The 26,410-nt window shown below is 36.0% G+C and carries 27 protein-coding genes, 1 tRNA gene and 2 pseudogenes; 7 read left to right on the forward strand and 23 right to left on the reverse strand.

The genetic code is table 11. The features are described from left to right. The 3 genes and pseudogenes from fmt to C8C84_RS00015 all read left to right on the forward strand — a co-directional run. A partial coding sequence (gene fmt, locus C8C84_RS00005; protein ID WP_233549682.1) for a methionyl-tRNA formyltransferase occupies nucleotides 1–889 on the forward strand: 889 nt, incomplete at its 5' end. Between the two features lie 175 nt (nucleotides 890–1,064). Beyond that, the gene (locus tag C8C84_RS00010; protein ID WP_121314922.1) at nucleotides 1,065–1,337 is read left to right on the forward strand and encodes an HU family DNA-binding protein; all 273 of its coding nucleotides are present in this window, start codon (nucleotides 1,065–1,067) and stop codon (nucleotides 1,335–1,337) included. Between the two features lie 122 nt (nucleotides 1,338–1,459). Next, nucleotides 1,460–2,020: pseudogene (locus tag C8C84_RS00015) on the forward strand (YqgE/AlgH family protein). Here the strand turns inward: C8C84_RS00015 and C8C84_RS17285 are convergent. The 3 genes and pseudogenes from C8C84_RS17285 to C8C84_RS00025 form a co-directional block, all read right to left on the reverse strand. Continuing rightward, nucleotides 2,017–2,181 carry a hypothetical protein gene (locus C8C84_RS17285; protein ID WP_370453652.1) on the reverse strand — a complete coding sequence of 55 codons (165 nt, stop codon included), beginning with the start codon at nucleotides 2,179–2,181 and terminating at the stop codon, nucleotides 2,017–2,019. The pseudogene C8C84_RS00015 and the gene C8C84_RS17285 overlap by 4 nt on opposite strands. A 71-nt stretch (nucleotides 2,182–2,252) precedes the next feature. Next, nucleotides 2,253–2,774 (reverse strand): aminotransferase class IV, encoded by a 522-nt coding sequence (locus C8C84_RS00020; protein WP_370453631.1) that lies wholly within the window; start codon nucleotides 2,772–2,774, stop codon nucleotides 2,253–2,255. 50 nt (nucleotides 2,775–2,824) lie between these two features. Then, a pseudogene (locus C8C84_RS00025) lies at nucleotides 2,825–3,215 on the reverse strand (START-like domain-containing protein). 143 nt (nucleotides 3,216–3,358) lie between these two features. Here C8C84_RS00025 and C8C84_RS00030 point away from each other — a divergent pair. Both C8C84_RS00030 and C8C84_RS00035 read left to right on the forward strand, forming a co-directional pair. Further along, nucleotides 3,359–3,431, forward strand: a tRNA-Met gene (locus C8C84_RS00030). 508 nt (nucleotides 3,432–3,939) lie between these two features. Further along, a complete protein-coding gene (locus C8C84_RS00035; protein WP_233549684.1) occupies nucleotides 3,940–4,242 on the forward strand; it encodes a hypothetical protein in 303 nt (100 codons plus the stop codon). Nucleotides 4,243–5,046: 804 nt separating this feature from the next. Here the strand turns inward: C8C84_RS00035 and C8C84_RS00040 are convergent. The 10 genes from C8C84_RS00040 to C8C84_RS00085 all read right to left on the reverse strand — a co-directional run bounded on the left by C8C84_RS00040 (nucleotide 5,047) and on the right by C8C84_RS00085 (nucleotide 11,124). Beyond that, nucleotides 5,047–5,259: a hypothetical protein gene (locus C8C84_RS00040; RefSeq protein WP_121311572.1), complete on the reverse strand. Its 213-nt coding sequence runs from the start codon at nucleotides 5,257–5,259 to the stop codon at nucleotides 5,047–5,049. Nucleotides 5,260–5,397: 138 nt separating this feature from the next. Continuing rightward, nucleotides 5,398–5,583 carry a type II toxin-antitoxin system HicA family toxin gene (locus tag C8C84_RS00045; protein WP_121311573.1) on the reverse strand — a complete coding sequence of 62 codons (186 nt, stop codon included), beginning with the start codon at nucleotides 5,581–5,583 and terminating at the stop codon, nucleotides 5,398–5,400. A 159-nt stretch (nucleotides 5,584–5,742) separates the two neighbouring features. Continuing rightward, nucleotides 5,743–6,339, reverse strand: a complete 597-nt coding sequence (locus tag C8C84_RS00050) for a hypothetical protein (protein WP_121311574.1) — start codon at nucleotides 6,337–6,339, stop codon at nucleotides 5,743–5,745. A 1-nt stretch (nucleotide 6,340) separates the two neighbouring features. Then, nucleotides 6,341–6,754, reverse strand: a complete 414-nt coding sequence (locus C8C84_RS00055; RefSeq protein ID WP_121311575.1) for a YopX family protein — start codon at nucleotides 6,752–6,754, stop codon at nucleotides 6,341–6,343. Nucleotides 6,755–6,796: 42 nt separating this feature from the next. Beyond that, nucleotides 6,797–7,123, reverse strand: a complete 327-nt coding sequence (locus C8C84_RS00060) for a putative peptidoglycan-binding domain-containing protein (RefSeq protein WP_121311576.1) — start codon at nucleotides 7,121–7,123, stop codon at nucleotides 6,797–6,799. Then, nucleotides 7,123–7,542 carry a glycosyl hydrolase 108 family protein gene (locus C8C84_RS00065; RefSeq protein WP_121311577.1) on the reverse strand — a complete coding sequence of 140 codons (420 nt, stop codon included), beginning with the start codon at nucleotides 7,540–7,542 and terminating at the stop codon, nucleotides 7,123–7,125. The genes C8C84_RS00060 and C8C84_RS00065 overlap by 1 nt, the downstream gene beginning before the upstream one ends. 12 nt (nucleotides 7,543–7,554) lie before the next feature. Then, nucleotides 7,555–8,133, reverse strand: coding sequence for a hypothetical protein (locus C8C84_RS00070; protein WP_121311578.1), 579 nt, complete (start codon nucleotides 8,131–8,133; stop codon nucleotides 7,555–7,557). Continuing rightward, a complete protein-coding gene (locus C8C84_RS00075; protein WP_121311579.1) occupies nucleotides 8,130–8,657 on the reverse strand; it encodes a CAP domain-containing protein in 528 nt (175 codons plus the stop codon). The genes C8C84_RS00070 and C8C84_RS00075 overlap by 4 nt, the downstream gene beginning before the upstream one ends. Further along, nucleotides 8,657–9,100 carry a hypothetical protein gene (locus tag C8C84_RS00080; protein WP_121311580.1) on the reverse strand — a complete coding sequence of 148 codons (444 nt, stop codon included), beginning with the start codon at nucleotides 9,098–9,100 and terminating at the stop codon, nucleotides 8,657–8,659. Before C8C84_RS00080 ends, C8C84_RS00075 begins: the two co-directional genes overlap by 1 nt. After that, the gene (locus C8C84_RS00085) at nucleotides 9,097–11,124 is read right to left on the reverse strand and encodes a hypothetical protein (protein WP_121311581.1); all 2,028 of its coding nucleotides are present in this window, start codon (nucleotides 11,122–11,124) and stop codon (nucleotides 9,097–9,099) included. The genes C8C84_RS00080 and C8C84_RS00085 overlap by 4 nt, the downstream gene beginning before the upstream one ends. A gap of 124 nt (nucleotides 11,125–11,248) precedes the next feature. On the opposite strand from C8C84_RS00085, the gene C8C84_RS00090 reads away from it, so the two are divergent. Together C8C84_RS00090 and C8C84_RS00095 are read left to right on the forward strand one after the other, a co-directional pair. Then, entirely contained in the window at nucleotides 11,249–11,437 is a 189-nt protein-coding gene (locus C8C84_RS00090) for a hypothetical protein (RefSeq protein WP_147406786.1), read from the forward strand. Between the two features lie 162 nt (nucleotides 11,438–11,599). Continuing rightward, nucleotides 11,600–11,986: a hypothetical protein gene (locus tag C8C84_RS00095; protein WP_147406787.1), complete on the forward strand. Its 387-nt coding sequence runs from the start codon at nucleotides 11,600–11,602 to the stop codon at nucleotides 11,984–11,986. 80 nt (nucleotides 11,987–12,066) lie between these two features. Here the strand turns inward: C8C84_RS00095 and C8C84_RS00100 are convergent, their stop codons facing one another. The 10 genes from C8C84_RS00100 to C8C84_RS00145 form a co-directional block, all read right to left on the reverse strand. Beyond that, complete coding sequence (locus tag C8C84_RS00100) at nucleotides 12,067–14,667, reverse strand: hypothetical protein (protein WP_121311584.1); 2,601 nt, start codon at nucleotides 14,665–14,667, stop codon at nucleotides 12,067–12,069. Nucleotides 14,668–14,672: 5 nt separating this feature from the next. After that, nucleotides 14,673–16,904, reverse strand: coding sequence for a hypothetical protein (locus tag C8C84_RS00105; RefSeq protein WP_121311585.1), 2,232 nt, complete (start codon nucleotides 16,902–16,904; stop codon nucleotides 14,673–14,675). After that, nucleotides 16,904–21,538 (reverse strand): phage tail tape measure protein, encoded by a 4,635-nt coding sequence (locus C8C84_RS00110; protein WP_121311586.1) that lies wholly within the window; start codon nucleotides 21,536–21,538, stop codon nucleotides 16,904–16,906. Before C8C84_RS00110 ends, C8C84_RS00105 begins: the two co-directional genes overlap by 1 nt. After that, nucleotides 21,538–22,128, reverse strand: a complete 591-nt coding sequence (locus tag C8C84_RS00115) for a hypothetical protein (protein ID WP_121311587.1) — start codon at nucleotides 22,126–22,128, stop codon at nucleotides 21,538–21,540. The genes C8C84_RS00110 and C8C84_RS00115 overlap by 1 nt, the downstream gene beginning before the upstream one ends. Continuing rightward, complete coding sequence (locus tag C8C84_RS00120; protein WP_121311588.1) at nucleotides 22,125–22,574, reverse strand: hypothetical protein; 450 nt, start codon at nucleotides 22,572–22,574, stop codon at nucleotides 22,125–22,127. The genes C8C84_RS00115 and C8C84_RS00120 overlap by 4 nt, the downstream gene beginning before the upstream one ends. 73 nt (nucleotides 22,575–22,647) lie before the next feature. Further along, a complete protein-coding gene (locus tag C8C84_RS00125; protein ID WP_121311589.1) occupies nucleotides 22,648–22,836 on the reverse strand; it encodes a hypothetical protein in 189 nt (62 codons plus the stop codon). An 11-nt stretch (nucleotides 22,837–22,847) separates the two neighbouring features. Further along, entirely contained in the window at nucleotides 22,848–23,723 is an 876-nt protein-coding gene (locus tag C8C84_RS00130) for a hypothetical protein (protein WP_121311590.1), read from the reverse strand. Nucleotides 23,724–23,734: 11 nt separating this feature from the next. Next, on the reverse strand, nucleotides 23,735–24,271 hold the full coding sequence (locus tag C8C84_RS00135) for a hypothetical protein (protein WP_121311591.1): 537 nt from the start codon (nucleotides 24,269–24,271) through the stop codon (nucleotides 23,735–23,737). Between the two features lie 3 nt (nucleotides 24,272–24,274). Then, entirely contained in the window at nucleotides 24,275–24,859 is a 585-nt protein-coding gene (locus C8C84_RS00140) for a hypothetical protein (protein WP_121311592.1), read from the reverse strand. Nucleotides 24,860–24,868: 9 nt separating this feature from the next. Then, entirely contained in the window at nucleotides 24,869–26,410 is a 1,542-nt protein-coding gene (locus C8C84_RS00145) for a major capsid protein (protein ID WP_121311593.1), read from the reverse strand.

Below are 26,410 nucleotides of genomic sequence, written 5' to 3' on the forward strand. Positions count from 1 at the left end.
CACCATTATCAAAAATAATCACGAAGTTGTTGGTGTCATTACCGCAACTGACAAACCTGCCGGTCGAGGCCAAAAGCTGAAATATTCAGCGGTGAAAGAATATGCATTGGAACACAACCTAAGATTATTACAACCATCGAATTTAAAAGACGAAACTTTTTTGGCCGAATTACAAAGTTTAAATGCCAATTTACAAGTGGTTGTGGCTTTCAGAATGTTGCCTGAGGTTGTTTGGCGCATGCCAAAACTAGGAACCTTTAATCTTCATGCTTCGCTTTTGCCAAACTATCGTGGAGCTGCACCAATCAATTGGGCAATCATTAATGGTGAAACCAAAACCGGTGTGACTACTTTTTTTATTGATGATAAAATTGATACCGGCGCGATGATATTGAGCAAAGAAACAGCAATAAGTTCGGAAGAAAACGCAGGCGAATTACATGACCGATTAATGGAATTAGGCAGCAACGCAGTTGTCGAGACTTTGACTTTAATAGAAAAAGGAAAGGTGGAGACAACTATTCAAATAGATAATTCTGAAATCAAAACCGCTTATAAACTCAATCGTGAAAACTGCAAAGTAGATTGGAACAAATCAGTCAATGAAATTCATAATTTAATTCGAGGTTTATCGCCTTATCCATCAGCTTGGTGTTTTTTTAAAGACAACGGAGAAGAATGGAATGTAAAACTTTATGATGCCAAAATAATATCTGAAGCACATTCCTTTAATGTTGGTCAAATCATCACTACCAAAAAAGAAATCAAAGTCGCTGTAAAAGATGGTTATATCCAAATACTAAGTTTACAATTGCCCGGAAAGAAAAAAATGCAGGCTCACGAACTATTAAATGGTGTTACATTTTCTGAAAGAGCGCAAGCAGAATAAGGTCTCAAGGCGTTTTGACTCAAAATAATCGACGAAACGCTTGGGTTTATCAACAAATGACCGAAGTTATCAACAAATTTTTGAAAAAAACCCGAAAACGCTTGCACGGTAAGGAATTCCTATTAAATTTGTTATCATTAACAGAATGTTTAACCAACAATTAATAACTAACATTATGAACAAATCAGAATTAATCGATGCAATTGCAGCTGACGCTGGAATCACAAAAGCTGCTGCAAAACTAGCTTTAGAATCATTTTTAGGAAATGTAGGTGGTACTTTGAAAAAAGGTGGAAGAGTATCTTTAGTAGGATTCGGTTCTTGGTCAGTATCTAAAAGAGCTGCAAGAGACGGAAGAAATCCTCAAACAGGAAAAACTATCAAAATCGCTGCTAAAAATGTAGTTAAATTCAAAGCTGGTGCTGAATTAGACGGAGCAGTAAACTAATAAATTAGTTCTTCTGATATACAAAAACCATCTCAATCAATCGAGATGGTTTTTTTTGTTTTTAACAAATTCTTTTGGTTATCTAATTTTTTTTTCCCAACTTTAATAAAAATTAGCTGAGAATGATTTCGGAAAAATTACAAAAAGGTCAATTGTTAATAGCTGAGCCATCTATTATAGGTGATTTATCTTTTAACAGATCTGTAATTTTATTAGCCGACCACAATGAAGAAGGTTCGGTTGGATTCATTTTAAACAAACCTTTGAAATATACCATCAAAGACTTACTTCCGGAGATTAATGCCAAATTTAAAATTTATAACGGCGGTCCGGTGGAACAAGACAATTTATACTTTATCCATAATGTTCCTCATTTGATTCCGAATAGTATTGAGATTTCCAATGGTATTTTTTGGGGGTGGTGATTTTGAGTTGACCAAAGATTTAATCAACAACGGATTACTAAAAAAGAAAAATATTCGCTTCTTTCTTGGTTACACCGGTTGGGATTCTGAACAATTAGAAACTGAAATGCAGTCGAGTTCGTGGATTTTAACCAAGAATATTTATGAAATAAAATCTTAGGCAAAGCTTCTGTTCATTTTTGGAAAGAAAAAATCATCGAATTGGGCGGAGAATACTTAATTTGGTCCAACGCTCCCGAAAACCCTATCTTAAACTAAACTGATATCGCTTGATTTAGTTTAACTAACAATGCATTAGACAATTTAGTTTCAAATTCTTTTTTGCGGTACTTTGTTATCGGTTGGATACCAACAATCACATTTGTTATGAATAATTCATCAGCTTTTTGTAAATCAAAAGGCGAAATTTCTTTTTCTATTACCTCAACTTTTCAACTTTTTTTTTGCGGGGCATGTCAATAAAAATTGTGTGTTGCTTTATAATCAATTTTTATTCATTAAAAAAGGTTTCCAAATTTTTTGGGAATCCACTAAAAATACTAGCGGTGATTTGGATTATTTTATTGTTGGTTTTTAAGGTGGAAAGCAATTGCTTAGTAACAACAAAGTCTTTATATAAATCAACTTCAAATGATTCATTCTGTATTGAATATAACTTATTCTGCAATTCACTGGCTTGAATAACAAAGGAAACCGAATTGTCTAACGGCGAGTAATAACCGCCTTCATTTCTAAAAACTGTCAACCTGACACGAGCAGAATTTGAGATATTTTGTCGGCTTACCAAAGCTAAAATCTGGCTTTCCAGATATTCTAAAGTAAAAGACATTGGGATTTGCATTCTGATAATTCGCATGGACGCCAATAATCTGAAATAATGGTCTTCAAAAAATAATATTTTATTATCGACTACTTTTAAAGTTTCAAAAACGCCATCGCCGTAGAGGAATGAGCGATTAGAAAATGTTAATTGCAATTCAGAATCTAGGATATCACCGTTAAAATTTACCATAAAAAAAGTCCCGTTTTTTAGCGGGACAAATATACTGCAATAAAATTTATTTAAATCGAACCAATGACGTGTTTTAAGTCGGAAACCTGGTTTTCCCATAAAAGTTTTGACTCCTCCAATTCGTCTTCTATGGCGTAATCAACCACCATTAAAGAGACATCTTTTGTAATTTCATCTTCCAAGATTCTCAGTTCAAAATAATACTCTGTATCTTTTTTATTATCATCAACCCATTTAAACTTTACTTTCTCACCGGTTTTTTGGAAGCAAGTCTGGCATTTTCCTCCGCACCATCCCAAATAAAAGTAAAAAATTCTCCTCTCGAATTTACATTATCAGCAAACCACTCCTGTAATCCTGAAGGAGTTGAGATATATTGATACAATATTGAGGTGAAGAATTCAAAGGGAATTCAAGTTCGTAACGTATTTTATTATCCATGAATTAGAACAAATTTTTTGGAAATATATAGAATATAAAATCAAAAAAAAACGTTTTCGAAAATAAAAAAAATAACCATTATTAGTTTGCACCCATAAATTTTAATTTTATATTTGCACCCGCATTCAGGGAATGATTATAATGGCGAGTAGCTCAGTCGGTTAGAGCGCAGGATTCATAACCCTGAGGTCACGGGTTCAACTCCCGTCCTCGCTACAAATTAAAAAAGAACCTCAACCCTTTCCCAACGGGGGTTGAAGACTTCTTAAAACCACCTTTCGAGTTAGTGTAGTTACAAAAAACGGCAATGTAAACGTCAATGTAATTACCATGAAAAAACTATCTAACAACTGGCTCTCGAACAGAGATTTGGGGTTCGCCTAAAAATTGGGAAACCACCACTTCAAAATCATCACTAAAAAAAAGCTGGTCAGTCCAAATGCGACTTTTATGACCCAACATTCAAAAAAGAATATCCAAAAGGCTTTCCATTACGTAGGAAAGTTAACGGGGGATTATATACGGTTGAGGACAGAAGGGCTGCTGTTAAGTTTGTAATTTCAGAAATGGAGAAGCTTTTAGACCAAAATGCGCTACAATCCTATTTCTGAAAAGTACATGGAGCCGGGATGTAAAACCTGTTTCCGGAACATTGAATTCTAAAATGAATTTCATCGAAGCTTTAAGAATCAAACTATCCGACTCAAACAGTTTCTGGAAGGCCGTGAAAAAGAGATTCGCCGGATCATTAAAAAAATTGAATCCGCAGCTGTCCACTTTAGAGATTGAGTTTCCTATTTGTGAAATGCACAGCGGCCACGTTCGTGATTTATTGGACCACCTCAGCCTAACTCCAAATGAATACAATAAGTATTTGACACATTTATCTATTGTGCTTTCCGATTTAGTGGAAAAAAGAATGCTATTTCACAATCCTATTCGCGATATCAAGAAGAAGAAGACAACAAAAAAACTGCCGAGGAAACTCTTGAAATCTCGGAACTTCAACAGATTTTCGACCATTTAAAAGTCAATAATTATGAATTCTTCCGGTATGGAATGATATTCTTTCACTCTGGTTCTCGAAAGCACTGAGATGTTCCGACTTCAAGAAAAGCATGTAAACCTGAGAAAGCAGGAATATAAATTGACAATCCAAAAGGGCAACCACTTTAAAGAAGTTATAAAGGTTATTTTTGCCAAACGTCATCCCATATTGGACTGAGTTGTTGGCTATGAGTAACGGTCCTGAATACTTTTATTTACACGTGGACTTGTCCATCGGATATCCCTTACTCAATCATATCAAATCACAAAACGCTGGAAGCGCTTAATAAAAGACGAATGGTTTTCAAAAACGGAATCTAACAGACATCAGAAGTTTGGAGAAAGGAGACAAGAATTTCACAAGAATAACAGCTGATTTCTATTCACTAAAGCATTTGTTTTTGGACGAATTGGGACAAAGCTTCTAACGCTGCAGCAAACTATTCAAAAACTATGGCCGGGCATACAACAAATGTAACTGAACGTGTTTATTTGGTTGGCCGTGAAGGTAGAAAAAATGAAGCCTTGAAAAGTTTACAAATCAATGTATTAGCAGGATAAAAAAACCCCTCGTTGGAGGGGTTCATGTATAATAAGTTATTTGCAAAGATTATGCGAATTGTACTTTTCGCAAATCATCAGCTAATTTATGCAATCCTTTTTGAATTTCAAAACTCTGTCTTCAGAAATATATACTGGCTTTGAAGCAGTATATTGCTTAAACATCGATGGGCTAATTCCTGCATACTTTGCAAATTCACTTTTGTTTAATACTGGATAATGGCTAAAAAAATTGTTTAAAATCAAAAACGTAAACGATCTCAGAATTTTGCAAATCTTTGGCCTTTTTAGGCTCATTAGTTTCAATTAAAAAATCAACTTGATGTTGAATGACCTCTGCTATACTTTCTTTCAATTCTCTTAAATTGTCAGCGGCTGTATAAATGCCAGCGTAATCTTTTGAATAAGCACTGAACCCATTTTCAGTTTTTTTCAATAATTACTTTTAGATTACTTTTCTCCATACCTTTCCCTTTTGTACTTTGATTAAAAATTTTCATAATGTGGCAATATTGCCTGTTTTTAGTTATATAAATCGCTTCTTTGGAGTAGCCATAACCCAAAGAAGCTGGGGCTATTTTAGCCCCGCTTGCTTTAGAATTTGGTTCAATGTTCCTGTTGCAACTTCAGCTGACTGATGTCTTGGTACCGGAATTTGACCGTCTTTGGTTGGATGTCTGTACAAATCATGCCTTTTGCCATGTTGATACAATTCCCAACCGTCCTTTTTAAGGACTTTGAGTAATTCGTTTACTTTCATGATTTCAAATAACTTATTATTACCCTACAAATATATTACCTTTTAGCTATATAACCAAATGATTATACAATTATTTTTAAATTATTTTTTAGAACAAAAAAACCGCCGAAAGTGGCGGTTCATTATTCTTCCTATTCGACTATCGGAAAGAAACTGTTGTCATTCTCTGAAAGGTATTTTTGGTTTGTACCTTCTATATAAATAAATTGCAAGACCTATAATAATTGGAATTATAATCAGCCACCAACTAAAGGACCATCGAAATGTATCACGTTTGTTTTCACTTTCGGCCTTTAAAGATTCATTGGTTTTTCCTACTGACTTGCCCTTTTGTTCCGCTTCTGACCCTTTTGTAATCTTGGCAGCCTGAGTGTTGTCTGTCTTTTTTTCGGCCTTAGTAGTCGTGGTTTCAGTTTTTTCCCAAGTAGAATTATTGAGCTCCTTTTTATTACCTTTTTCATCGGTAAAAGATGCCGGCTTTGTTGGATCAATAGGCTTGACGGTTTCCGTTTTCTTAACTTCGGTACCGGTAGTTTCGGTTTTAGTTTCACGTTTCACATTTTCATCTGAAGAAGTTACCTTAACTGTTTTGGTCGTATCAACAGAAGCTTCTGTTTGCTTATTGGTTTCCAAGCTTTTGGTATCAGATGTCGAAGTTTTACGAGCACCGCAACTTGAAAAGAAAACTACGATGGCAATTGCTATTAAAGCCCAAAGAATAATTGATGATGTGCTTTTTTTATTGTTTAGTTCCATATCAATGAGTTTTAAAGAAATCCGGGTTATCGTCAATGTTGGCCACGACTTCCGAATTAGTAATAAAATCCACTGTATAATAGCATGTATGTGTTTCGGAAACTGTAACTCCAAAACCAATGCCATCATATTTTATCATTCCCCAATCACCATTTGGTGTTTGGATGATATCTTTTTCAAATACTTCTTTGCCTTTTTTGTCACTTATATTGATAAATTGACTTACAGTATTTTCATGAACTACAAAAACAACTCCATTATTCGAAATGCAATGTCTTTTATCACCTGTTAGGAAAAACCATCCGGCATCAGGTTGAGTTCCTGAATTTTCATCTGTCAATGGTGTAACAAAATAATGACCTTCAACCCACTGGCCATTGTCAATTCGTTTACCTCTAAATTTTATTGTATCCATTTTATATAATTTTTGATTTTTACTGTATATAATTTTTCGTGATTATTGTACCGCTCTACTTATCCATCCTGATAAAAACTTCAATTGACTTTTATTTTTTTTGACAATATTGTTGTAGTACTTCACACGCTCCAACCGGAAACGCTCAAGGAAAAGGCTATCGTTCTTTTTCTTGATTACAGCCAATAAGCTGTCGTAACTTTTAGAAACTACTTCAACTACGATTGTATCTCTGAAAACCACCGTGTCGTGAACGATAATTGGCTCCGGGCATTGATGCGCTGCCAAAGGAACATTTGGCTCAACAGTTGTACTCTGCTTCGAGGTACAGGAACTAAAAAACACTAATATCAATAGTAAAAGTTTCATTATTGTTGATTTAAAAGGTTAAGAAAATCATCGTCCATTTTCGATGTGATTTTATTTTCCGGAATTCTTTTGGCTCTTTTGGCCAATTTTATCGCGGTACCTACTCCGGAATTAACAGCCATATCATAAATTCCATTGGCAACTTCCTGATCATTAATTTCGTTGCCCCGGATTGGACTCCAATAAGTTTTTTTGTAAATATCCTTTACTGCAGCATGTGGCATATTTTTGATATCTTGGACTGTTGGTTTACGTTTAATGTAAGCCATATAAACAGGTGCGCTGATTCCGTAGTTTGTACCTACCAAATCGCCTACTCCTTTTTTACCTCCGGTCCAATTGCCATTGTCGTCTGGGTTATCCGTATAGCCACCTTCGAAGATACCGGTTCGCTTAAATGCTTTTTCAAAATCTGCCATTGTTTCTGATTATTAGGTTGGGTTATCTTCTTCTCTTTGTTCTATAAAGTCACTCGATTCTCGTCCTGTTTTAAAAAATTCCTGAACATCGCCGTCTTTTTTGAAATTGTAAAATTTCTTCATTATAAATTCTGAAGGATATTCACCATTTGACAAAATATGAATTGATTTAATGCATTTTGAGATTGGATAGAATAATGTAGATACTTGTATCATTATTTGAAAAACTTCAGACACAACAGAGTCACCGGCAAAATTATTTAAGACGCTTAGCAGGATGTAGATTGCGATTACACAAGTCAACATTAAACTTGTTTCTTTCATAAACTCTCCCCAACTATGTGTCTTTAATTTATTGTGCTTTGCAAGACCAAAAACAGCATTAAAAATAACAGCCACTATAAATCCCGATACAAATTCGTGATTATTTAAAAACCAAATATTGATTGTATCGAGTACAAAAGCAATTGGACCAAAAGTTACTATAAGCTTTCCGAATGCAATCAACTTCTCAATCAAGAATGGTTTTTTGTTGTAAGTATTGTCGGCTAAGAATATCAATGAGAAGTATAGGTCTTTTATAAAATTCATGGCTGATGGGTTAAATTTTCAACTTTGATTAACTGCTTTTTATTATCCCCCGATCCATAACTTGCCAAATTCACACACTGAAACCGATTCACGTTGGCAATACCTATATGAGTAAATTCAGGGCTTATAAGTATAGAATAATGGTCAGGACTATTTTGGTATGCCGATATAATTCCGGGCGCATTAATGAAACCTTGTGATACTACTTCGCCAAAATTATTAGCAAAGGACTGAACGTAACGCGCCCAGAAATAATCATGATTCATATCGTTAATCGCGTTCATGTAGTTAGCATGAACTTCACAATTTTGCGTAAGTATCAATTCAGATTTTAAGGTTGGCAAACCTCGACTTACTCGCATTGCATTGACTAGGTTAAAGAAGTCTAAATCCTGACCTACAAAAGTTGTTGGTTGCGGTTGGTAACCAATAGTTTCTTGCTCTTTTTCACAGCTAACACAAAAAAGCATTACCGCTAAGATTAGCAGAACTATGATAAGCTTGTCGATGAATTTTAGTTTCATTATTGAGGGAAGTTTTGGATTATATAATCAGCCATTATCTGTAATGCTTCAGACTTGTAATCTTCAACAAATGCATCATTTTCCGCTATTATAGTTTCACTTAAAAATGCCTTTGCAGTTACCCAATCACCATTAGTGTTGATTTCGTCATAGGATGGCCCTAGATAGCGTTTAATAGTTACGCCTTGTGCTTGACTCAGCTGTCCGGTTCTTACTTTAAAAACTATTCTGGCTCTGAAATCTTCATAGGCTACAATACCATCAGCTTTGTATTTCTCATACTTTGATTTTATCGCCGTTAAATAGTTTTGCGTTATCTCTTCAGCACTTAAAGCAGTTGAATATTCAATAGCTTCATATTGAACGCCATTAGGTATTGTTGCTAAATCGCTTGTCTCAATAATTGAGTTTCCAATCTGATATTTATATTTTACAGCCATCATCTAGGAGTTGTTAAATAGTTCTGATAACCGATATAGTCACAAAAAACATTTCTATTTGTGGTTCCGGCAGTTTTCGCAATTCCTTGTTTAACATTTAAAAATCTACCTGCTGAAAAAGTTGGAATATTGGTTGTATGAGTAGCAACTGAAACCCCATCTATTTTGAATACAACTGAAGTTGCAGCAGCATTAATCTCAATTCTTAACTTTACCCATGTCCCGGCAACTATTGCGACACCTGTATCTGAAACGGTTCTAATACTATTGGATGAAGTCACGACTTGCCAATTACCAATTGCCGAAGTCCCATTTTGAACACCACCGTTATCATATAAAAACATCACGGCATCTACTTCAGAATTAGAAAAATTGCTACTGCCAAATCCGGCTCTAAAATTGAATCTTTCAGTTGCGTCAGAAAGAGTTTCAACACAAAGAAAAATTTCGTAAATCCATACACCGCCACCTAATGCAATTTGAAAATAAGTCAATGCCGTTTGATGAAAAAAGTAAGATGTTGAAGAAGTGGCAGTTTGATATTGAGCAAAACCATTTTGATTGATTGCTCTGTTAGGAATAGCGTTAGTTGCTAAAACAGCTGTTCCACCTGCGGAAGTATTATTTACAAAACCCGTAATATTCGAAGCTGTATTGTCAAAATCTGTAAAAAACTCAACTCCTTTTTTAAATCTATCGATTATTGAATTGTCCGCTTTTAAAGCCAAAGCATCGAATACACCATTTGAGCTAACAGCGTTTGCGCTTCCGTCTGTAGGGTTTGAATCAATTGTAATTGAAGCCCCGTAATCCTTACTTACCCAAACACTACCATTGTAATAACGATAAACGAGTGCGCCAGAAGTATAATCAACACCACCTATGGTAGCTGTTCCGCCTATAACGTGAACTACATATCCTTTGTTTGCTACTGGTGTTGGGTCGGTTACTGTTAGCGTGCCGTTTGCAGTGTATTTAGCGGAATTAACAGCCGTGAATGATGATGTTTTAGACGTAGTAAGAACTATATCTCCATTCTCATCGATAAAATACCACGCTCTATCGTCGGTAATTGTGTCGGTTGTAATTATGAGCGTGTTACCCCCTTTTTGGATTTGAATATCTCCATTTTGAAATAATACAACCCCGTTTCCTGCGCCATCATTGATATTAAAACCAACATACGGTGCATACTCTAAATTATACGTACCATCGATATTATCGCTTATTTTAAAGCTGTAACCATCTGCAATTAGATTTCCAATAATAGTCGAAGAACCGTAAGTAGCTTGCAAAACAAACGCATCCCCTACATCAGCCCTACTATAAATTTCCATTCTGCCTAAAGCCTTGTTTAAGACTATTTTTAGTAAGCCGTCGTCTGAAACTATTTCATTCCCAGCTTCGGTTACTTGCTGTAGGGTTGGGGTTTCAATATCATCCATCGTAGCAAATGGATTTTCTTCACTCGGAGCATTAGAATAAGTAATGGCAGCTCGTTCATCAATGCTTAAATAGGTTGGTTCGGGCACTGCACCTATTGCGGCTTCGGTTACGTTTATTTGAGTTACTAATACTGTATTCAAAGGAATGTTTGGTCTGATAGCAATACCGTCAGTTTCAAGCCCTGAATATTTCACAAGTGTATTTGATGCAGTTGCAACAATAATATCAATTCTTGTTAGTCCTGATGCTGCGAAAGGAACATCAAAAACTGTATCTGTTGCAGTGAAATAAGTAACCGCTGAGATTTGCCATTGACAACCTGCAGGAATAGTTACATCGTTATCAACTACTGTGATTTCTCCAATAGCAAGAATTTGGTTAAAACTATAATTCTGAATTCCATCTAGTATGGTTTGTATTTTAATTTTCTTAGTTATTCCATCTACATTAACCACTAAGAAAGAGTTTCCTAACGCCTCAAGCTGTTCTTCAAACTGTAAAATGGTTTTAGCATTGGTAGTGATTAGATTTAACTTCTCGTTTATTTCCGCTAAAAGAGTTTGAATTTGCGTTGGTGTCATTTCAGAAAGTTTTGATTTGAACAAATTTACTATTTTTATTTAGACTAAATAAGAATAAGAATAAATTATTAGTTTCTGTAATACAATTCATTACACTTTTTGTAGTTTTGTATATATGGGTTTTATGCTATTCCTTTTCATTGTTTGCGTTGGCGGATGTTGGCTGATATTCAAATCAGTTGGCGATGCTATATTTGGAAAGAGCGAAAAGAAAGACACTTATATTGATAAGTCGGTGCATCATCATTATTATCATTACGATAATAGGAGTGTGAATGTTGATAAGGAAACCTTTAAAAGTTTAGGGAAATGACAACAATTCCATACATATTTAAAGACGTCGATAATTTAATTTTTATAGGCGATAATTACTATCCGCTGAGAAAGGTTGTTTATGGTCCTGAACAATGCCCTTATTGTCAGTATTACATTTCCGTTTCTGGAAAAAAATATAAAACTGAAAATTGTGATAATCATGGCAAGTCCAAAAAATTATTATTCAATTCATAAGAACAAAACCAAGCGTAAGAAAGTGTCAAGAAAATTAAGCTCGAAAACCATTAAGGCAATCGCTTTCGCTTCAAAGTTGGTTTATTATGCCATGAAAAGAACTCAGGATTTAATAATTAGGTCGCAACCAATTCCAAATTATATTAAAGGTAAAAATAGCGATTTATCGGAACTAACTTTTGTTGGGGGAAATGATAAACCTGAGATAATTATTGATAGACTTGTAAAATTTAAAGGAATTTCTGCAAAAGAAATGTCTGAAAGAGTTAAAGAAATGCATGAGCAAATAAAATCAAGTTCATTAAGCGCAAATGACTTTGCTTTAAGAATATTAGACAATAAAGCAAATTAATTTTTACCAACTATACCACAAAAGAAACCCACCGTAATTGGTGGGTTTTTTTAATTGTGGCGATTTCGCCGTAATTAGGTTTAGTAAGAAATAAATCCATCATTACCTTCAATAAGTCCTGGTACTTCAATTGCTCCACCGCTTCCGGTTCCAAAGACAGTGCCATCTGAATTATAAGCGTTACCTCTTTTTAGCATTGTGGCTTTCAAAACATAAAGATTAGTTTCTTCCAATGGCCCTTCGGTTTCAAAGTCACCGTTTTTAGCATATTTAACGCCGTTAATGTAAACTTCTTTGTGTGATAAAGCCATCATAAGCTTACGCCAAATCTCTTCTGTTACCGGCTCAAAAATAAACTTCTTACCTTCAAATAAATCGGCATTCAACAAAATAACATCGGTATCGGTTTTGTGAATTGAACTATCTTCATCTGGCACACCTTCAGCTTTGGTGTAAATTGGTCTGATTCTGTGACGGATTCCGGTTCCGTAAAAAACATCGTTATTTTCAGGATTCCAATAATTGATATCAAGCGTAAAGGGATGCCTAACCGCTACATCTATTTGCTCTGATAAATGCTCAATTGTCGGGAAATTATCATCTGTACATGTAAGTTTCACTCTGATACTTTCATCCTGATAATCTGCCATATCAATTGAATATTCAAACACCTCATAGTTTTTAATATTGTAAATACATCCCGATATAATTGCGGAATCAACTCCGGTATAAGTTTCTGTTATCACAAGGACATCAGCGTTTTTACTTTCATCGAATATGACTTGCTCTATTAAAAACCAAGCACTTGCAATATTTATGTAATTCCCAACTACACCCCACTCCGGTAGTAAACCATTAAGCGCATGAGTTCCGGTTACTGCATTGGTGTCGTAATCATATCTATTACCGGCTAAAAAGTAAATCCCAACCTTTCCATCACCAAGATTGTATTTTCTTGCATCCCTTTTGTCTTTTTGCCCAATGTAATTTGTTTTTTGAACTACCGGCACATTGACTTCTGAAGCATCAGCTCTGACAACTTTAGCAATGTTGCTTGCGTAATTAGATTTGAATTGTGTTGTAATTACATCGGCAGTTTGAAACAATTGCACTTCGTGGTATGGGATACCAACCTCAACTTCACAACTCAAAGTATTTTCATCTGTCTTGTAATTGGCAGCATCACCCCAAGTGATTCTTTGAGCGTAACGAATACTGTTCGATTTGCTAATGTAAAAGTAAGGAACATAAATATTGCTGTCTGTTACGGCAAAATCAATAGTTTTAGAGCAACCGTATTGGTCTCTGACATGTAAAGTATAACTATCGGCTTCTAATCCGGAAAATACATTTGATTCCTGCCAATCTGTTCCGTTTAAAGAATACTCCAAATCTAAGCCATCACTATTGACATTTGAAACCGTTACCGTTGCGCCGTTGGGAGAATTGTTGATGTTTATAGAAAAGTTAGCGACATCCAAAGCACTAGGTACAGTAATTATTTGTGATGCTTGATTTCCATCTTCATTTTCAACTGTAAGGGTAAATGTTTGACCTCTTAAAAGTGTTAGCTCAAAAGGGTTGTCTGTGTTGTCTTCAATCACCGTTCCATCAGAATCAGAAACTTCCAATGCTGTATCTGTTGTTTGCAAATATGGAGTTAAATCACCTTCTTGAAATTGAAGTTTGTCTAAAAAAAATCCGCTTATGCCGTCACCTGTATATTGATTATTTCCTGAATTATCTTTTACATCAACTCTTGCAATTACACTTGTTACGGTTGTAAGATTTGCTTTTAAATTTACTCTCATAAATCCATCTTCTTCATCTGAAAAACCATAACTTGATGTAGAAAAACCACCGTTTATAATTGGAGAAGAAAATGTTTTAGCAATGGTGTCAAAATAAATAATTACATATACTGATGGGTTTGAATCGCTAACTATAGCAATTGATATTATTGAAAATTCAGAGTTTTTTACATAAAAAGAAAGTGTAAATTCACCTGAACTACTTCCTTTGTCGATAGTTTGCAAAACCCCATGAAAACCATAAGTATTATCAACCACTACTTTGTTTCCGGTTATCGAAGATTTAGTTTTTGACCAAGCCGAATTACTCAAATCTTCACTGTACAAAAGCATATTCGATGATGCTTGTGTTGGTTGTGTTATAGGTATGCTTGAGGAAATAACAGTTGCCAAAACAGAAGTTTCAACCTCAACATTCACATTTTGGCACGGCAAAGTATCTGCTTCTAAAAAAGAAACGGTATCTATCTCGATAGGGGTTGTGGCTTCTTCATTAACAATAGTTACTTCCATTATCTCAGGCAAAGTATTGAAGTCAGTAAAAACCGCTCCGGGATAATTAGCTTCAACCGTTACGCTTCCAAGACCGGTATTTGGTTCGCCGTTTTCAAAAGTTACGGTAAATAATCCGGTTGAATTGTAGTCTAAGCCAAAAGCCGAAGCGTAATTTGTTGAAACTCTTCCGGCGTAAACCGTAATATCATTTTCGGAATCGTAAAAACTAGGTGGTATTTTAGTTTGATAAAGAGCCAATCGATTGGCTTTAAATATTTCTTTTAATTCCAATCCTAGCGTTTCTTCTGCGATTATTATTTCGTCATTGGCAGTTGGAATTGCCAAAAAATTAATTGTAAATTTTGAATTTGCCATTTTTTTTATCTTTTAGATTTTAATACTCGCCAATTTCCTTTGCCATTTGGCTTCAATGAAAACAAGAATCCCTTTTCTATTTCGCCTAATTCATTTCTAAATTCAACAGTTCCATAAAAATTAGGGATTTCATTTCCTTGTATTATAGTGGTTCCTTGAACTTGCTGCATAACTCCGAAACCACATTCATATTCGAAATCAATCCACTCATTAACAAATCTAGGCGTTCCTAATTCCGGATTAATGATGTTGCCGTTTTCGGCATATTCATTACCGCCAATTAATTTGGTTTTAAGTTGGCTGTTGGCTGTTGATGAACCATAACGAACATAATCCAAAGGATATTTCGTAAGTCCTGAAGCTAAAACCCAACCATGTCTAAGCAACATATTAAAAGGAGAAAGCCTTAAACTGTTTGCGGTTTCCGGAGAATAAATACCTGTTGGAATTTGCTCGAAATCATCTTGCCATTTTCGCTCCAAATAAATATCTGTCAATCCCTTTTTAAGGTCCAAAAACCATTTTTCCTCATCGTATTGCGTGTCCAAAGAATCGTATCTCGATTGTGGTTTTCTTCTAGCAAATTCTTTACCGTAACTGTCGGCTCTATAAATAGAAAGTCTTGAAAAGGTTTTTTTCAAACGAGTTATTACTGTTGTAAAAGTTGATTTTCCGTTTGGCTCATCTAGTCCTTGCGCTTCGGAATAATCACCACCACTTTGATAACCAAATTCAGCTGATGAAAAATAATGTTCAACTGCTTCAGATCGTTTTACATTTTGAACCTGACCTAATCGAATAGTTACGTTTGGATTGTAGAAATAGCTTAAAGGCTCAATTCTAATTCTTTCCTTGTTGTTTATTTCTTCGATACCCATTCCGACATTATGAACTGCAATACAAGAAGAAACCGCATCTTTCAAAGAAGTTGTCAATGGCTTGAAAAGGTTTTGAAAGTTATCTGTTGACAATGGTAGCTTGTCAAATCCACGAATCCAAAAACCATGAGTTACTCCAACAAATGCACCCGGTCCATTTTGTGCATATCCTAAATCGGTACGACCATAATATTTTGAATAAAAAACACCTCTTAATGATGTGCAAATCGTTGATAACCGGTCAATCATATCATAAACAAACACAAACTTTGAGTTTGACGGCTCGAAAAAACTGTCTTCATCACAAAAAACATAACCATCTAAATTGTCTAATCTTACAGTTACCCTTTTGCCACCGCCTCCGGATAAGTCTGATTTTAGAAAGAATTCAAGTGCAATACTATCACCCTCAACAACCTCAAATGATTCATCAAAACCAATATCATATAAATTGCCGTTCATACTCATGAAGTTGGGTAAAGATGTTGAAGTTTCTCCTGCATGAAATAAAACTCTTCTCTCTTTTAAATCGTAGTTGATTCCGTTCTCGTAAACAGTTAAACAAACTTTGAAGTACGCCCAATCATACTGAGCTCTTGTGATGTTTGGTCTAAATTTAAATGAATCACTGTAAATCCTAACTTCTCTATCTCTATCAAAATTGGCCAACATCATCATTCCTGTTGAACCATGATTCTCATTCCCTTGCGAGTTAAAGAAAACCGCCTTTGCTTGCTCATGGGATTGGTTAAGCAAGTTCATTGGAACTCCCTCGGTAACTCCCCTGGTATTACCATCATCAGAGAAAACAGAAAGGTCGACTAGTTCGCCAACATTAGCCTTAACTTGCCACTTTGATTTTAAAAAGATTCTTCGGCCATCGTTGTACATTTCATTAATTGGAAGTTCCTCAATTGGAGTTCCGTCTATTGTATCTAACCTATCAATCTCAACTGATTCGCTTTCACGCGCTTTTATAAGCTGCTCCAATCCACCGGAGTTGAATTTTATTGAAACCTGTTTCTTTTCAAAGTTCCAAGTTGACATGTCAAGGTAACCCCAATAGGTTCTAACCCAAACATCAGTTTGTGGATGCTTTTCATATTTGGTTAGCTTTAAAGGTGCATTTATCCCAAGCATTTCACGAGCAAAATTTATATAATCTGCTCCATCTTCAATAAACTTTAACGTGTTAGAAAACTTTGGAAAAATTCCATGGTATTCTTCATTTCTTGCATACTCCTTATCATCGTTATTCCAACCAATTGGCGCAGTGATTTCAGTATCTTCAAACCCATCTGAATTGCAACTAAGGATAAACTTAACTCGGTCGTTATATGTTTGATTTATATCGCTCATTATTTACTCCAATTTGTGTTAGACATTTTCCATAATTGATGACCAAAATCAATTTTGTTATTCAAAATGATATTGCCTTTGTTTTTTCTAACGGCTTCGGTGTTGCGTTTAAGTTCTTCCAATAGTTCAGCAGAATATCCTTGGTTGTTATTCATAAAAACATATTCTTTAGCTTTGGAATTTTCCTTTTGAAGATGATCCATGATGGAAGCATTGACATAATCCTCATAAGCACCAACCGAAGAGTGAACCTTTTGACCTTTGGCCAACTTTACAAGTGTTGGATTGTTAGGTGTAATGATTGGATTGGAACCATCAGGATTGGATAAAACCTCATGTTTGTAACCATCACCAACCCACGCCAACTCTTCCGGACCATCTTTACGACCTGTTTTGTATTTTGGAAGTGGCGTAGCTAATAAAGTAGCCAACTGAACCGCTCCGATACCTGCGTAAATGGCAGCGATAGCAGAAGCAGAAATACCAAAGTCAAACTTAGGAACTTGAGCCAATGCAGATATAACAGCTAATGATGTCGCGCCAATGATTTGAGTGGCTTGTGTAGCTTTTTGAAAAACAGCAGCATCATATTCTGCTTTACGTTTCTTTTTCTCCAATGCAACGCGTTTTCTCTCTCTTTCATTTTCAAGAAGGGTTTTTAAAGCTTCATTGTTTCCGGCTGCTTCAATTTCACGATTATAATAATCATCGTTTGCTTGAATTTCAGCATCGATATTGGCTATCTTAGAATCAAAAATCGCATTGGCAAAATCAAGAAGAGCATCCCTTAATTGCATTCCGATATCCTTAATTTGAGCATTGAAATTCTCTTGAGCAATTGCTCTTTCGTCAAGGTTTGCCTTGTAATCTTCGGTACCCAATGCATTCAATTCAGTTTGTGCCTTTTGAAGTTTATTCTCAAGATCCTTTCTTTCATCAGCAGATATCTGAGCGCTGGTCTCTTTTAATTTATCAGCATCAAGCAATCCTTGAAGTTCATTGATTTGAAGTTGAAGTCCTTGTTTAGCGAAGTCCTTTTTAATCTCAAGTAATCTTCTTTGGTGCTCTTCTTCGGCTTGCTGAATTAGTTTGTTATTACCTTCAGCAGCTTCCAAGGCAGCACGATACAAAGTATTCTCTGCATCGAGTGTCTTTTGGATTTTAGTATCTTCTGCCAACAACTGAGCATCGATGGCTTTTTGTACCCTGCCAACTTCACTATCAATAATAACTTGCTTATCAACGGCGCCTTTCTCTTCTAATGCTTTTTTCTCGGCATAGTATTTTTCGAGAATTAACTTCTCGGCATTGGTCAAGTTTTCAGTAGCAACTTTGCCGGCTAATATTGAAGCAATTCTAGCCTCGGCATCTTTCTTGTAAAGCGCTAATTTTTGTTTTGACAAATCTTCCAAACCATCTTTCTCAAGAGCATTTCGAAGCAAATCATATTGTAATGTTTCGCCATTTTTAGACTCTTGAAGTTGTTGGATTTCAAGAAGTGCATTGATGCGTTCTTCATTGGTTGACTTCTCAGAATCAATAATCTTTTGATTGTTATTGATTTCGTTTTGGTATCGGAATTGATTCAACTGATAGATTGCATCATTTACCTTTTTAGCATTCTTCAGACCGTTATCTTGCTTATCTTTTTCCGCTTTGGCAGTAGAATAGATTTGCTCGCGTTCAGCTTGAAGGTTTTTAATTTTAGTGGCTATCGCTCGACCTTCTTTACCTGTTTTATCTGATAAGCCTTTAATCAATTCCTCTTGTGCTTTGATTTCATCATCAATTACTTGAATAGTTCTTGCTGAGTTGGCAACTTGCTTGTTTGTTTTTTCATCTGATGCTTTAGCGGCTTCTTTTTCAGATTCACTTAGACCTTGAAGGTCTTTCAGTCTTCCTTTCGAAAGTATCAATTCTGTTTTTAAAACAGACAATTCTCTCTCTTTAGTAACAACATATTCGCCTGTTACCTTATACTTACTGTTTATATTAACTATTTCCTGTTTATCAGCTATATTTTTCTGTAATTTTTGTTGAAGAGCTTTTTCCTCGGAAATAGCTCTTTTTCTGTCTATCTCAAGAATTTTAGCGTTTTCCTTATTGTATTCCTCTAAAAGCTTTTGATTTAACTTAATAGCCTCACCATATTTATTTACGGCAGAAACAGCTCCGGGAACTACTTTAGCTAATTCAGCAGTAATTCTCTGCATTTCCTTTTGTTCCGCTGTAGTCAATTTTGTTTCACCCCCAAGCTTTTTAGCTTTGTCTTGAAGCTCTGCATATCTATCAGAAAGAACTTTTGTAGAAGATGCTGATTTTGTCAACTCTTCTCTGTTTTTTAAAAAACTTTCAGACGATTCTTTTGTTCTCGAAATTGTATCTGATATGGATTCATTGAATTGCTTCAAAGCATAAACAGCTGCTATCAGTGCTGAAATAATTAAAAGCAACGCATTAGTTTTTAATGCTAAATTGAATCTTTCCCAAGCTACTTTTGCAAGATTTGTAATGGTAACATTTGCGCCTTGAGCAGTTGTACCGGCAACTGTAGCCGCTGTATTTGCGGTTTGAGAAACGGTAGTTTGAGCGGTTGTTAACGCTAATAACCTTTGTTGAACATTTGCTAATAATAAAGAGGCTCTATATGTTGCCCATGCTATTGCTGCATAGCCAAGTATATCAAGTATGGTAGATAAATTCCCCGACAAAAATCTAATACCACCCGATAATGCCGAACTCGCTCCACTTGCTTCATTAGTATCAAGAACATAATCTTCCCAAGCAGAAGAAAGGATTTTAAGTTCGGAATCCAAAGACTTCAATTGTTTATCGGTTAGTGATTTTAACGCGCCTTCTGAATTCTCATAAGCCAATGTACTTTCGTTTATCTTCTCGGTATTGTTGGCTAAAATAAGTCCAATTTTACCTGCTTCTGCTCCAAACAAATTGGACGCCAACGCCAATACTTCCAATTGGTCGCTTCCATCTTGTTGTGCTTTATTGATTTTAGTCAAAGCATCTTCTAATGTCAATCCTTGATTAGCCAAACGAGCAAATGCCGTAGAAGTTAAACGACCGGCACTTTCTGCCTTAATACCATTATCGGCCAATGTACCAATGATCGCTGCCGTTTTCTCAATAGGTATTCCAAGCGCTCTGGCTGCCGGTGCTAAATATGAGAATGAATCTCTCAATCCTTGGAAGTCTAACGCTGAACGATTAGCACTTTCGGCCAAGATATCAGTAACTCTTCCCGCTTCTTCTGCTCCTTCACCGTATGCGTTTAATATTGATTTAACGAGTGTCGCGCTATCCTCGGCAGTAGCTTGTAAGGCAACAGATAAATTGTTAACCGGCTCCAATAGCTTCTCAGCTTCTTCGGTTGTTGAGCCAAGCTTGATTAACTCGGTGGCCAACTTTGCAACATCAGTCGCGCCGTTGATACTCGATTTGGCAACCTCTCGGATTTTGGCTTCAAGCGGAGCAATTTCATCACGAGATTTTCCAGCAATGGCTGCCAAGTTTACAATCTCCTTTTCAAATTCTCGAACGGTTTTAAAAGCATCTTTCATCACCGACACAAACAACTGTATTCCGGTAACAACCCCGAAAGCTTCAATTAGCTTTTTAATGCCATCGAAAGCGGCTTGGGGATAATTACCAACATTACGGTTGAATTGTCCAACAGCTGCATCCGCTGCTCTTACTCGGGCGTTTAATTTGTCAAATTCTCTTTGAGCAACAGCCAGTCTTTTATTATACTGTTCTTGAGATTCTGACGCCAACTTTCCGGTGGCGATGATGTCTTTTATTCTATTTCCCGACAAGGTAACCTGAGCTGATAACTTTTTATAAGCACTTTCAAGAAGTCCGTTGGCAATAGCTTGACGCTTAATTTCAAGGTTGGTTTCGGCTAAAAGTGTACGCTCTTTGATAAGTGCCTGATTGGTTGATTCAGTGGCTAACTGATTCTTTCTTTTGGTGGAAATAAGCTGGAGTTCAAGTTGGTTTTGCTCCTTCCAAGTAGAGGTGTTATTTTTAGCTATTGCCTGTTGCTTTGACAGTGATTTTTCTTCTTCGTTTAGAGTATTAATTTTTTGCCTTTTTAATTTCTCCTCTTTTTCTAATACATCTATTTCTAATTTGCTATTTACTAATCCGGCTTTTTTTAATTGTTCTTTTTTTATAAATAAGTCATTAGCCTCTTTTTCAAGTTGTATTTTCTCCTTTTCAGTTTTAATTTTTTTCTGATTTAAAACTTCTTCTTCTGCTATAAGCTTATTCAACTGAGATGCTGCTCTTGCTTTTTTTATCTCTAAATCTATCTCGACTTTATTTGTTTGCAGTTTTTCTCTTCTGATTTTTTCCAAAGAAGTTTCAAGAGCTGTCTGTTCCTTAATAATGTTTAATGCTTTTTGAGACTCCGTATTAGCTAATTTTGTAGCCTCTTGCAACTGCTTTTGATTTGTTGCGCTTTTAACAATATTATTAGCTTCATTTAATGCTAAAATAGAAGCAACAAATTCTTTGTTTTTAACTACTGCTCCTTCAAGATTAGCGACATAATCTTTACCCCAAGAAAGGGCATCGTCTGAGATTATATCTTTGCGTGTGATTGTTCCAGTTGACATTATTTGCTGTTTTTAGTGTTGTTTTTATGTATTGCAGCGACTTTGTTTTTGATTTGAATTTCAAGTGCGTGGAATTTCTCTACTGAAATGCTATAAAAATCAAAGTCGTAGCCTAATATGGTTGAGTAAGTGCCCATGGTTTCAATAATTGAAAAATCGGATTGCTCACTTTCTTGTTTTGGTTTTGGTAACTGATCAACAAATCGGTTTATTTTGATTACAATAGCCTCTGATTCTCTTTCGATGCGTTTCAAGTCCTCGATATAGAATTCCTTTCTAAGTTTATAGCCATAGCCTTGAAGCAATTCAATCAGTTCCTCATGCACATCAAATTCAAGAGCATCAACAGCACACTTGATAATGGTGTACTTCTTTTCGAGGTATTCGATTTCTCTGTATAGATTGAAAACCTTTGATGATTTCTGTTTGTTGTAACGGTTGTTGAATTCCTCTTGGATTGATACCCAAATAGCTATCAATTCTTCCATTGGAACTTCTTCACCGGCAGAACACAATAGGTTTAAATCACCACTTTCCATGATGTCTAATTGGGTAACTTTTGGCAAGGTTCTTAGGTTCTTGTAAATCATAATAACAGTTGCTTTTTGTAATAATTGATGATGAACGGCTTGAATTTTGTTTCGATAACCATGTTTAGGTTTTCCTCTGTAAGCCCAAATAAATCAGCAGAAAGCCAATTGTCAGAATTTAAAATGTCGTCGGTCTTTGGGTCGGATGAACCGAAGAAGAAAACATCATTGTAAACAGTCATATAAAATCCATCCAAAAATTTTCCGGTGTCTTTTGCATTGAATGGTTCTCCGGCTCCTTTGGCTCCGCCGGTGATTAACTCGGTGGCTTTAGAATAGAAACCAATTGCTTTACCATGAATGTCCTGACTATCCTCATTCAATTGCTTTTTATTGAGTTCAATTAGCTCTTTACTTAATGACTTTATGTAATCAAACAACTGCCTAGACACTATATCAGCATCTATTTCTTTGGCTCTTGTAAGTTGAAAATCGAAGTTTGACATGGTAATTTTTAACAAAAAAGAGGACTATAAACCACGAATGATTTACGTCCTCTTATACAATAAATTTGAATTACTATTGCTTTTGGTCTTTGGCTGGTTCTGTTTTGGTAATCGTATTGAAAACCTTTTTCATTTCAGCCAATCTTTCTTTCGGTTGAAGACCTTTGAAGACGTGTGTCTCTTCAAATTCTAACTTAAATTGCTCGAATGTACCATTCCATCCTTCAGCAAATACGATTCCTTTGTATGTGTGTCTGGCCATAGCTGTAATTATTAAGTTACAACTATAGATAATCCACCAGTGCTTTCGTATGTAGCCTCAGTTTGTTGTACAACACCGTCTAAGTCAACAACTAATGTGCTCACAAAACCGGTTCCGGTTAATTCATAAACTCCATTAGCGTCAGCTGGCACAAACGAATGTGTTACAGCAACTCCCAAAGCAGTTTTCAAGGTTATGTCTGCTGTTTCCAATGCAGTTACAACATCTTCTCCGGCACAACCGGCAGAAACAGTGAACTTGATTGACGTAGCAGAAGCGCTTACTTGAGTCAATGTCACATCGAAGATACCTTGTAACTCTATGTGTGACCAAGTTGGACGCAATACAACCGGTCCGTTTTCGAACTCTTTGTAATCCTCGTAAGTCAAGGTTACAGGTGTGTATTGTGGTTTTTCGTCAGTAGCATCAACCATTTTACCAACTTCAATGGTAACTAATTGACCGCGTACTTTTACACCGTCAATAGTACAAGCTTTGATTTCCTGAGCATCAGTGAACTCATAAACACGCATTTTTTTACCATGGTAAGATGCCAATGCTCTGTGAGAACAAACGCCAAGGTGAACCTCGAAAGTTCTAACCTTTTTACCGTTCTTGGTTTTATACCTTTTACGAGCCTCGTAATAAGTATCTTCGGTATCAGCAACTGCCAATTGCTCAATTTCGTACAAAGGAATGATTTTCTTTGCCGCTTCGGCTGTTCTCCAAGTTGCCAAAGTCTTTGCTGCTTCTGCAGTTGCAAACTCTTGATCAGTTGGAGATAAAGCGTGTCTTACAACCGGTGCGTTTAAGCATTGCTCCTTTGCTCCGGTATTTAATGTCGTGGCGCCTTCTGGTGCACATTCTACGATTCCGTATGTTGACATGATTTATATTTTTAATGGTTACAATTAAATGTGTATTTTAAAATTCCGTTGATTGAAAAAGTGTGGTAAGGTTGTATTCCATTCAATCTGATATTAGTAATATCAAATCCTTTGAACACATTCTCAATTCCTCTTTCAATTCCGGTTGGATCAATGGTTCCTATTCGTTTTAATAACTTAAGGCATGTTTCCTGAATCTCTGCATCCGGCCAGTATGTCTTTCCGGAAATTAACTTCTCCAAATTCAACATGAAAACGACTTTCACTTTGGCTTCAAATAAAACACCGTCTTTGGTTGTATCTTCATCAGAAACTATAAAGAAAACGTTTCCTCCGGGTGCTTTCTTACTGTCATAATAAACCTCTTTTCGTTTTGGCCATTCGGCGTAAAACTCAGGAGTAAAAGACTTCAAATCTTTTGATATAACCTTTTGAACTCGACCATAAAAATCTACGTTGCTAAATCCCAACTTTGAACTCAAAACATTCTGAGTGATCAGTATTTTTGAATCTACTCCGATGCCAGGATAAGAATTGTAGTTGCTCATGGTTTACCAAATTGAACTGCTTCCCACAGTTGGTTTAATTGGAAAAATCTTGTTTGTTGCTTTTTTGATGGCGCTCTGAAATTTCTGAACCAATCCATTTGCTACCAAAACACCTGAATCATTTCTGATTCCTTCAAGTTCTAACTTCAAGGCTGCAATACTGCATTTGGCATTTCGTTCAGCAAGATTACTTTCTTTGGTGCTCATGAAATATTCAAGAACCATCATAGCAACTTTGTAACCCACAGCATCATCAAAAAGAACAGCGTTATCCAATATCGTCTGATCATAACCGGTTGCATTATCATACTGAGCGTTTTTATCCATTATTAACGGAATGATTTCACGCGTAGCCTGGTATCTAAATGCAATCAAAATGTTGTTGAACTTTTCATCTGCTTCTTCTCCCAAATCAGGTGTTGCAGCAAATATGTTTTCAACAGTCACTAACGAATGGAACGATTTGAAAAACCTTCCGGTTGAACCAACAGAGTTGGCTTCGTCCACCTCAATGGAGAAGCCGTCCTCTAATGGTATTCCGAATCCTTGTCTTTCGGATATTTCTACTATTGTTTCTTCAGAATACATAGGTTGCTATTAAGCTACAGTTGCTGTGATTGTAACGGTGTCAGAAGCTACGATTCCTTCGCTGTCAGTTACAGTTAACTTGAATACATAAGTACCAGTTACCAATCCGTTAGCTGTTGCATCAACAACAGTCGCGTCAACAAATCCCGGTGTACCAGGTCCTGAAACTACAGTCCACAATACAGAAGCAATTGTTTTGTCTCCAGCTGGAGTTACTGTTGCATCCAATGCTTTAGTGGCAGCGTTGGCAGTAGTATTAGTTCCGGCATCAACTACAGGAATTTCAAGAACTGCTTTCAACGTGGTTTCTTTAGCTTTAGATAATTTGTTAACCATTTTGATTAACTCAACATCTGTGTTATCTACGGTCGCAGTTACGCCAACTGCTGCTAATGCAACGATTAAGTTTGCAACGGTTACTGTTGTGTCATCATAAATTGTAATTGTCGCATCGTCCTCAGTTTGACCTGATGTAGACTCAGCTTCTTCACAATCCAAAATATAGATGGCATCCATATTGTCGATAACCGGTAATACCAATGCCTGAGAAGAAGTGTATTCTCTAATCGGGTCATTTTTATGGTATTTAGAAAGCAAAATGTAGTTGGCCACTTTAGTGTAATCTACTTGTTTTGCCGGGTGATCTTCTTCAGCCAAACGACCATAAGTCAATGTTCCGATTTGCATTGTAGTAGTGAACACAACAGCATTTTCAGCCCATGGATACTTAACTGTTCTAACTCCGTTTTTCTCAAACGTAACTGATCTATCCACAACGTGGATTTCAATGTTATAGCTTGAAGACATAAAAGAGTTTACTTGCTCCAAGTTCGGAGTAGGAACGTTAGTTCCAACGAAACCTAAACTGAAAGCGAAGTTTTCTTTTACTTGAGAGTTAGTTCTGAATACATTCCATGTCCCTCTATCCATAAAGATATGTTGGATGATATCGCCTTTAGTACGAGCATCAGAAACAATCCTTTCGATATCATCGATTGGTTTTGCATTTGAATCACTCCAAACGACTTCAGCACCGAACTTGTTTTCGTCTGGATGACCAAAATTAATTCTGATTTCCTGACCAGGATTATCTTCATTGGTAATAGACGTAACTCCGGAAGATAAAGCTTGCAGGAACATGAATTCAAGCGCTTCATAGATACCGACTGTACACTTTTGAACGTCACCAAATAACTTTCTGATAATTTCATTGTCTTGGCCGGTTGTACGTTGAAGAATTCCAATGTCGGACATTGTTTTTTCGTTCAGGTATAACTTCATACCAAGTTTAGGAATATCACCTTCGTATTTCTTTAAAGAATCTCTCTTTTTAAGAGGAAGTGATGAATCCATTGCTACAACATCAGCGGAAACCATTGTGTTGTTAGAGGACAAAGAACCCCATTTAAGGGTAGTTGAGAATTCTAATCTCAACATTAAAAGGTGTAAGTAGGTTAATGGGTTTTTAGAACCATTGATTTTTTCTACTACCTTTTGAGCGATTGGCGTGAAATACAACGCAACCCACTGGGCAAATAATGACTTTTCCAT

This window comes from Flavobacterium sp. 102, from assembly GCF_003634615.1.
Classification (GTDB): Bacteria; Bacteroidota; Bacteroidia; order Flavobacteriales; family Flavobacteriaceae; genus Flavobacterium.

Excerpts from the sequence above, each read along its gene's own strand:
- C8C84_RS00010 (WP_121314922.1), top strand. The coding sequence starts at position 1,065 with ATGAACAAATCAGAATTAATCGATGCAATTGCAGCTGACGCTGGAATC.
- C8C84_RS00020 (WP_370453631.1), bottom strand. The coding sequence starts at position 2,774 with ATGGTAAATTTTAACGGTGATATCCTAGATTCTGAATTGCAATTAACA.
- C8C84_RS00045 (WP_121311573.1), bottom strand. The coding sequence starts at position 5,583 with ATGAAAGTAAACGAATTACTCAAAGTCCTTAAAAAGGACGGTTGGGAA.
- C8C84_RS00050 (WP_121311574.1), bottom strand. The coding sequence starts at position 6,339 with ATGGAACTAAACAATAAAAAAAGCACATCATCAATTATTCTTTGGGCT.
- C8C84_RS00055 (WP_121311575.1), bottom strand. The coding sequence starts at position 6,754 with ATGGATACAATAAAATTTAGAGGTAAACGAATTGACAATGGCCAGTGG.
- C8C84_RS00060 (WP_121311576.1), bottom strand. The coding sequence starts at position 7,123 with ATGAAACTTTTACTATTGATATTAGTGTTTTTTAGTTCCTGTACCTCG.
- C8C84_RS00065 (WP_121311577.1), bottom strand. The coding sequence starts at position 7,542 with ATGGCAGATTTTGAAAAAGCATTTAAGCGAACCGGTATCTTCGAAGGT.
- C8C84_RS00070 (WP_121311578.1), bottom strand. The coding sequence starts at position 8,133 with ATGAATTTTATAAAAGACCTATACTTCTCATTGATATTCTTAGCCGAC.
- C8C84_RS00075 (WP_121311579.1), bottom strand. The coding sequence starts at position 8,657 with ATGAAACTAAAATTCATCGACAAGCTTATCATAGTTCTGCTAATCTTA.
- C8C84_RS00080 (WP_121311580.1), bottom strand. The coding sequence starts at position 9,100 with ATGATGGCTGTAAAATATAAATATCAGATTGGAAACTCAATTATTGAG.
- C8C84_RS00085 (WP_121311581.1), bottom strand. The coding sequence starts at position 11,124 with ATGACACCAACGCAAATTCAAACTCTTTTAGCGGAAATAAACGAGAAG.
- C8C84_RS00090 (WP_147406786.1), top strand. The coding sequence starts at position 11,249 with ATGCTATTCCTTTTCATTGTTTGCGTTGGCGGATGTTGGCTGATATTC.
- C8C84_RS00095 (WP_147406787.1), top strand. The coding sequence starts at position 11,600 with ATGGCAAGTCCAAAAAATTATTATTCAATTCATAAGAACAAAACCAAG.
- C8C84_RS00100 (WP_121311584.1), bottom strand. The coding sequence starts at position 14,667 with ATGGCAAATTCAAAATTTACAATTAATTTTTTGGCAATTCCAACTGCC.
- C8C84_RS00105 (WP_121311585.1), bottom strand. The coding sequence starts at position 16,904 with ATGAGCGATATAAATCAAACATATAACGACCGAGTTAAGTTTATCCTT.
- C8C84_RS00110 (WP_121311586.1), bottom strand. The coding sequence starts at position 21,538 with ATGTCAACTGGAACAATCACACGCAAAGATATAATCTCAGACGATGCC.
- C8C84_RS00115 (WP_121311587.1), bottom strand. The coding sequence starts at position 22,128 with ATGATTTACAAGAACCTAAGAACCTTGCCAAAAGTTACCCAATTAGAC.
- C8C84_RS00120 (WP_121311588.1), bottom strand. The coding sequence starts at position 22,574 with ATGTCAAACTTCGATTTTCAACTTACAAGAGCCAAAGAAATAGATGCT.
- C8C84_RS00125 (WP_121311589.1), bottom strand. The coding sequence starts at position 22,836 with ATGGCCAGACACACATACAAAGGAATCGTATTTGCTGAAGGATGGAAT.
- C8C84_RS00130 (WP_121311590.1), bottom strand. The coding sequence starts at position 23,723 with ATGTCAACATACGGAATCGTAGAATGTGCACCAGAAGGCGCCACGACA.
- C8C84_RS00135 (WP_121311591.1), bottom strand. The coding sequence starts at position 24,271 with ATGAGCAACTACAATTCTTATCCTGGCATCGGAGTAGATTCAAAAATA.
- C8C84_RS00140 (WP_121311592.1), bottom strand. The coding sequence starts at position 24,859 with ATGTATTCTGAAGAAACAATAGTAGAAATATCCGAAAGACAAGGATTC.
- C8C84_RS00145 (WP_121311593.1), bottom strand. The coding sequence starts at position 26,410 with ATGGAAAAGTCATTATTTGCCCAGTGGGTTGCGTTGTATTTCACGCCA.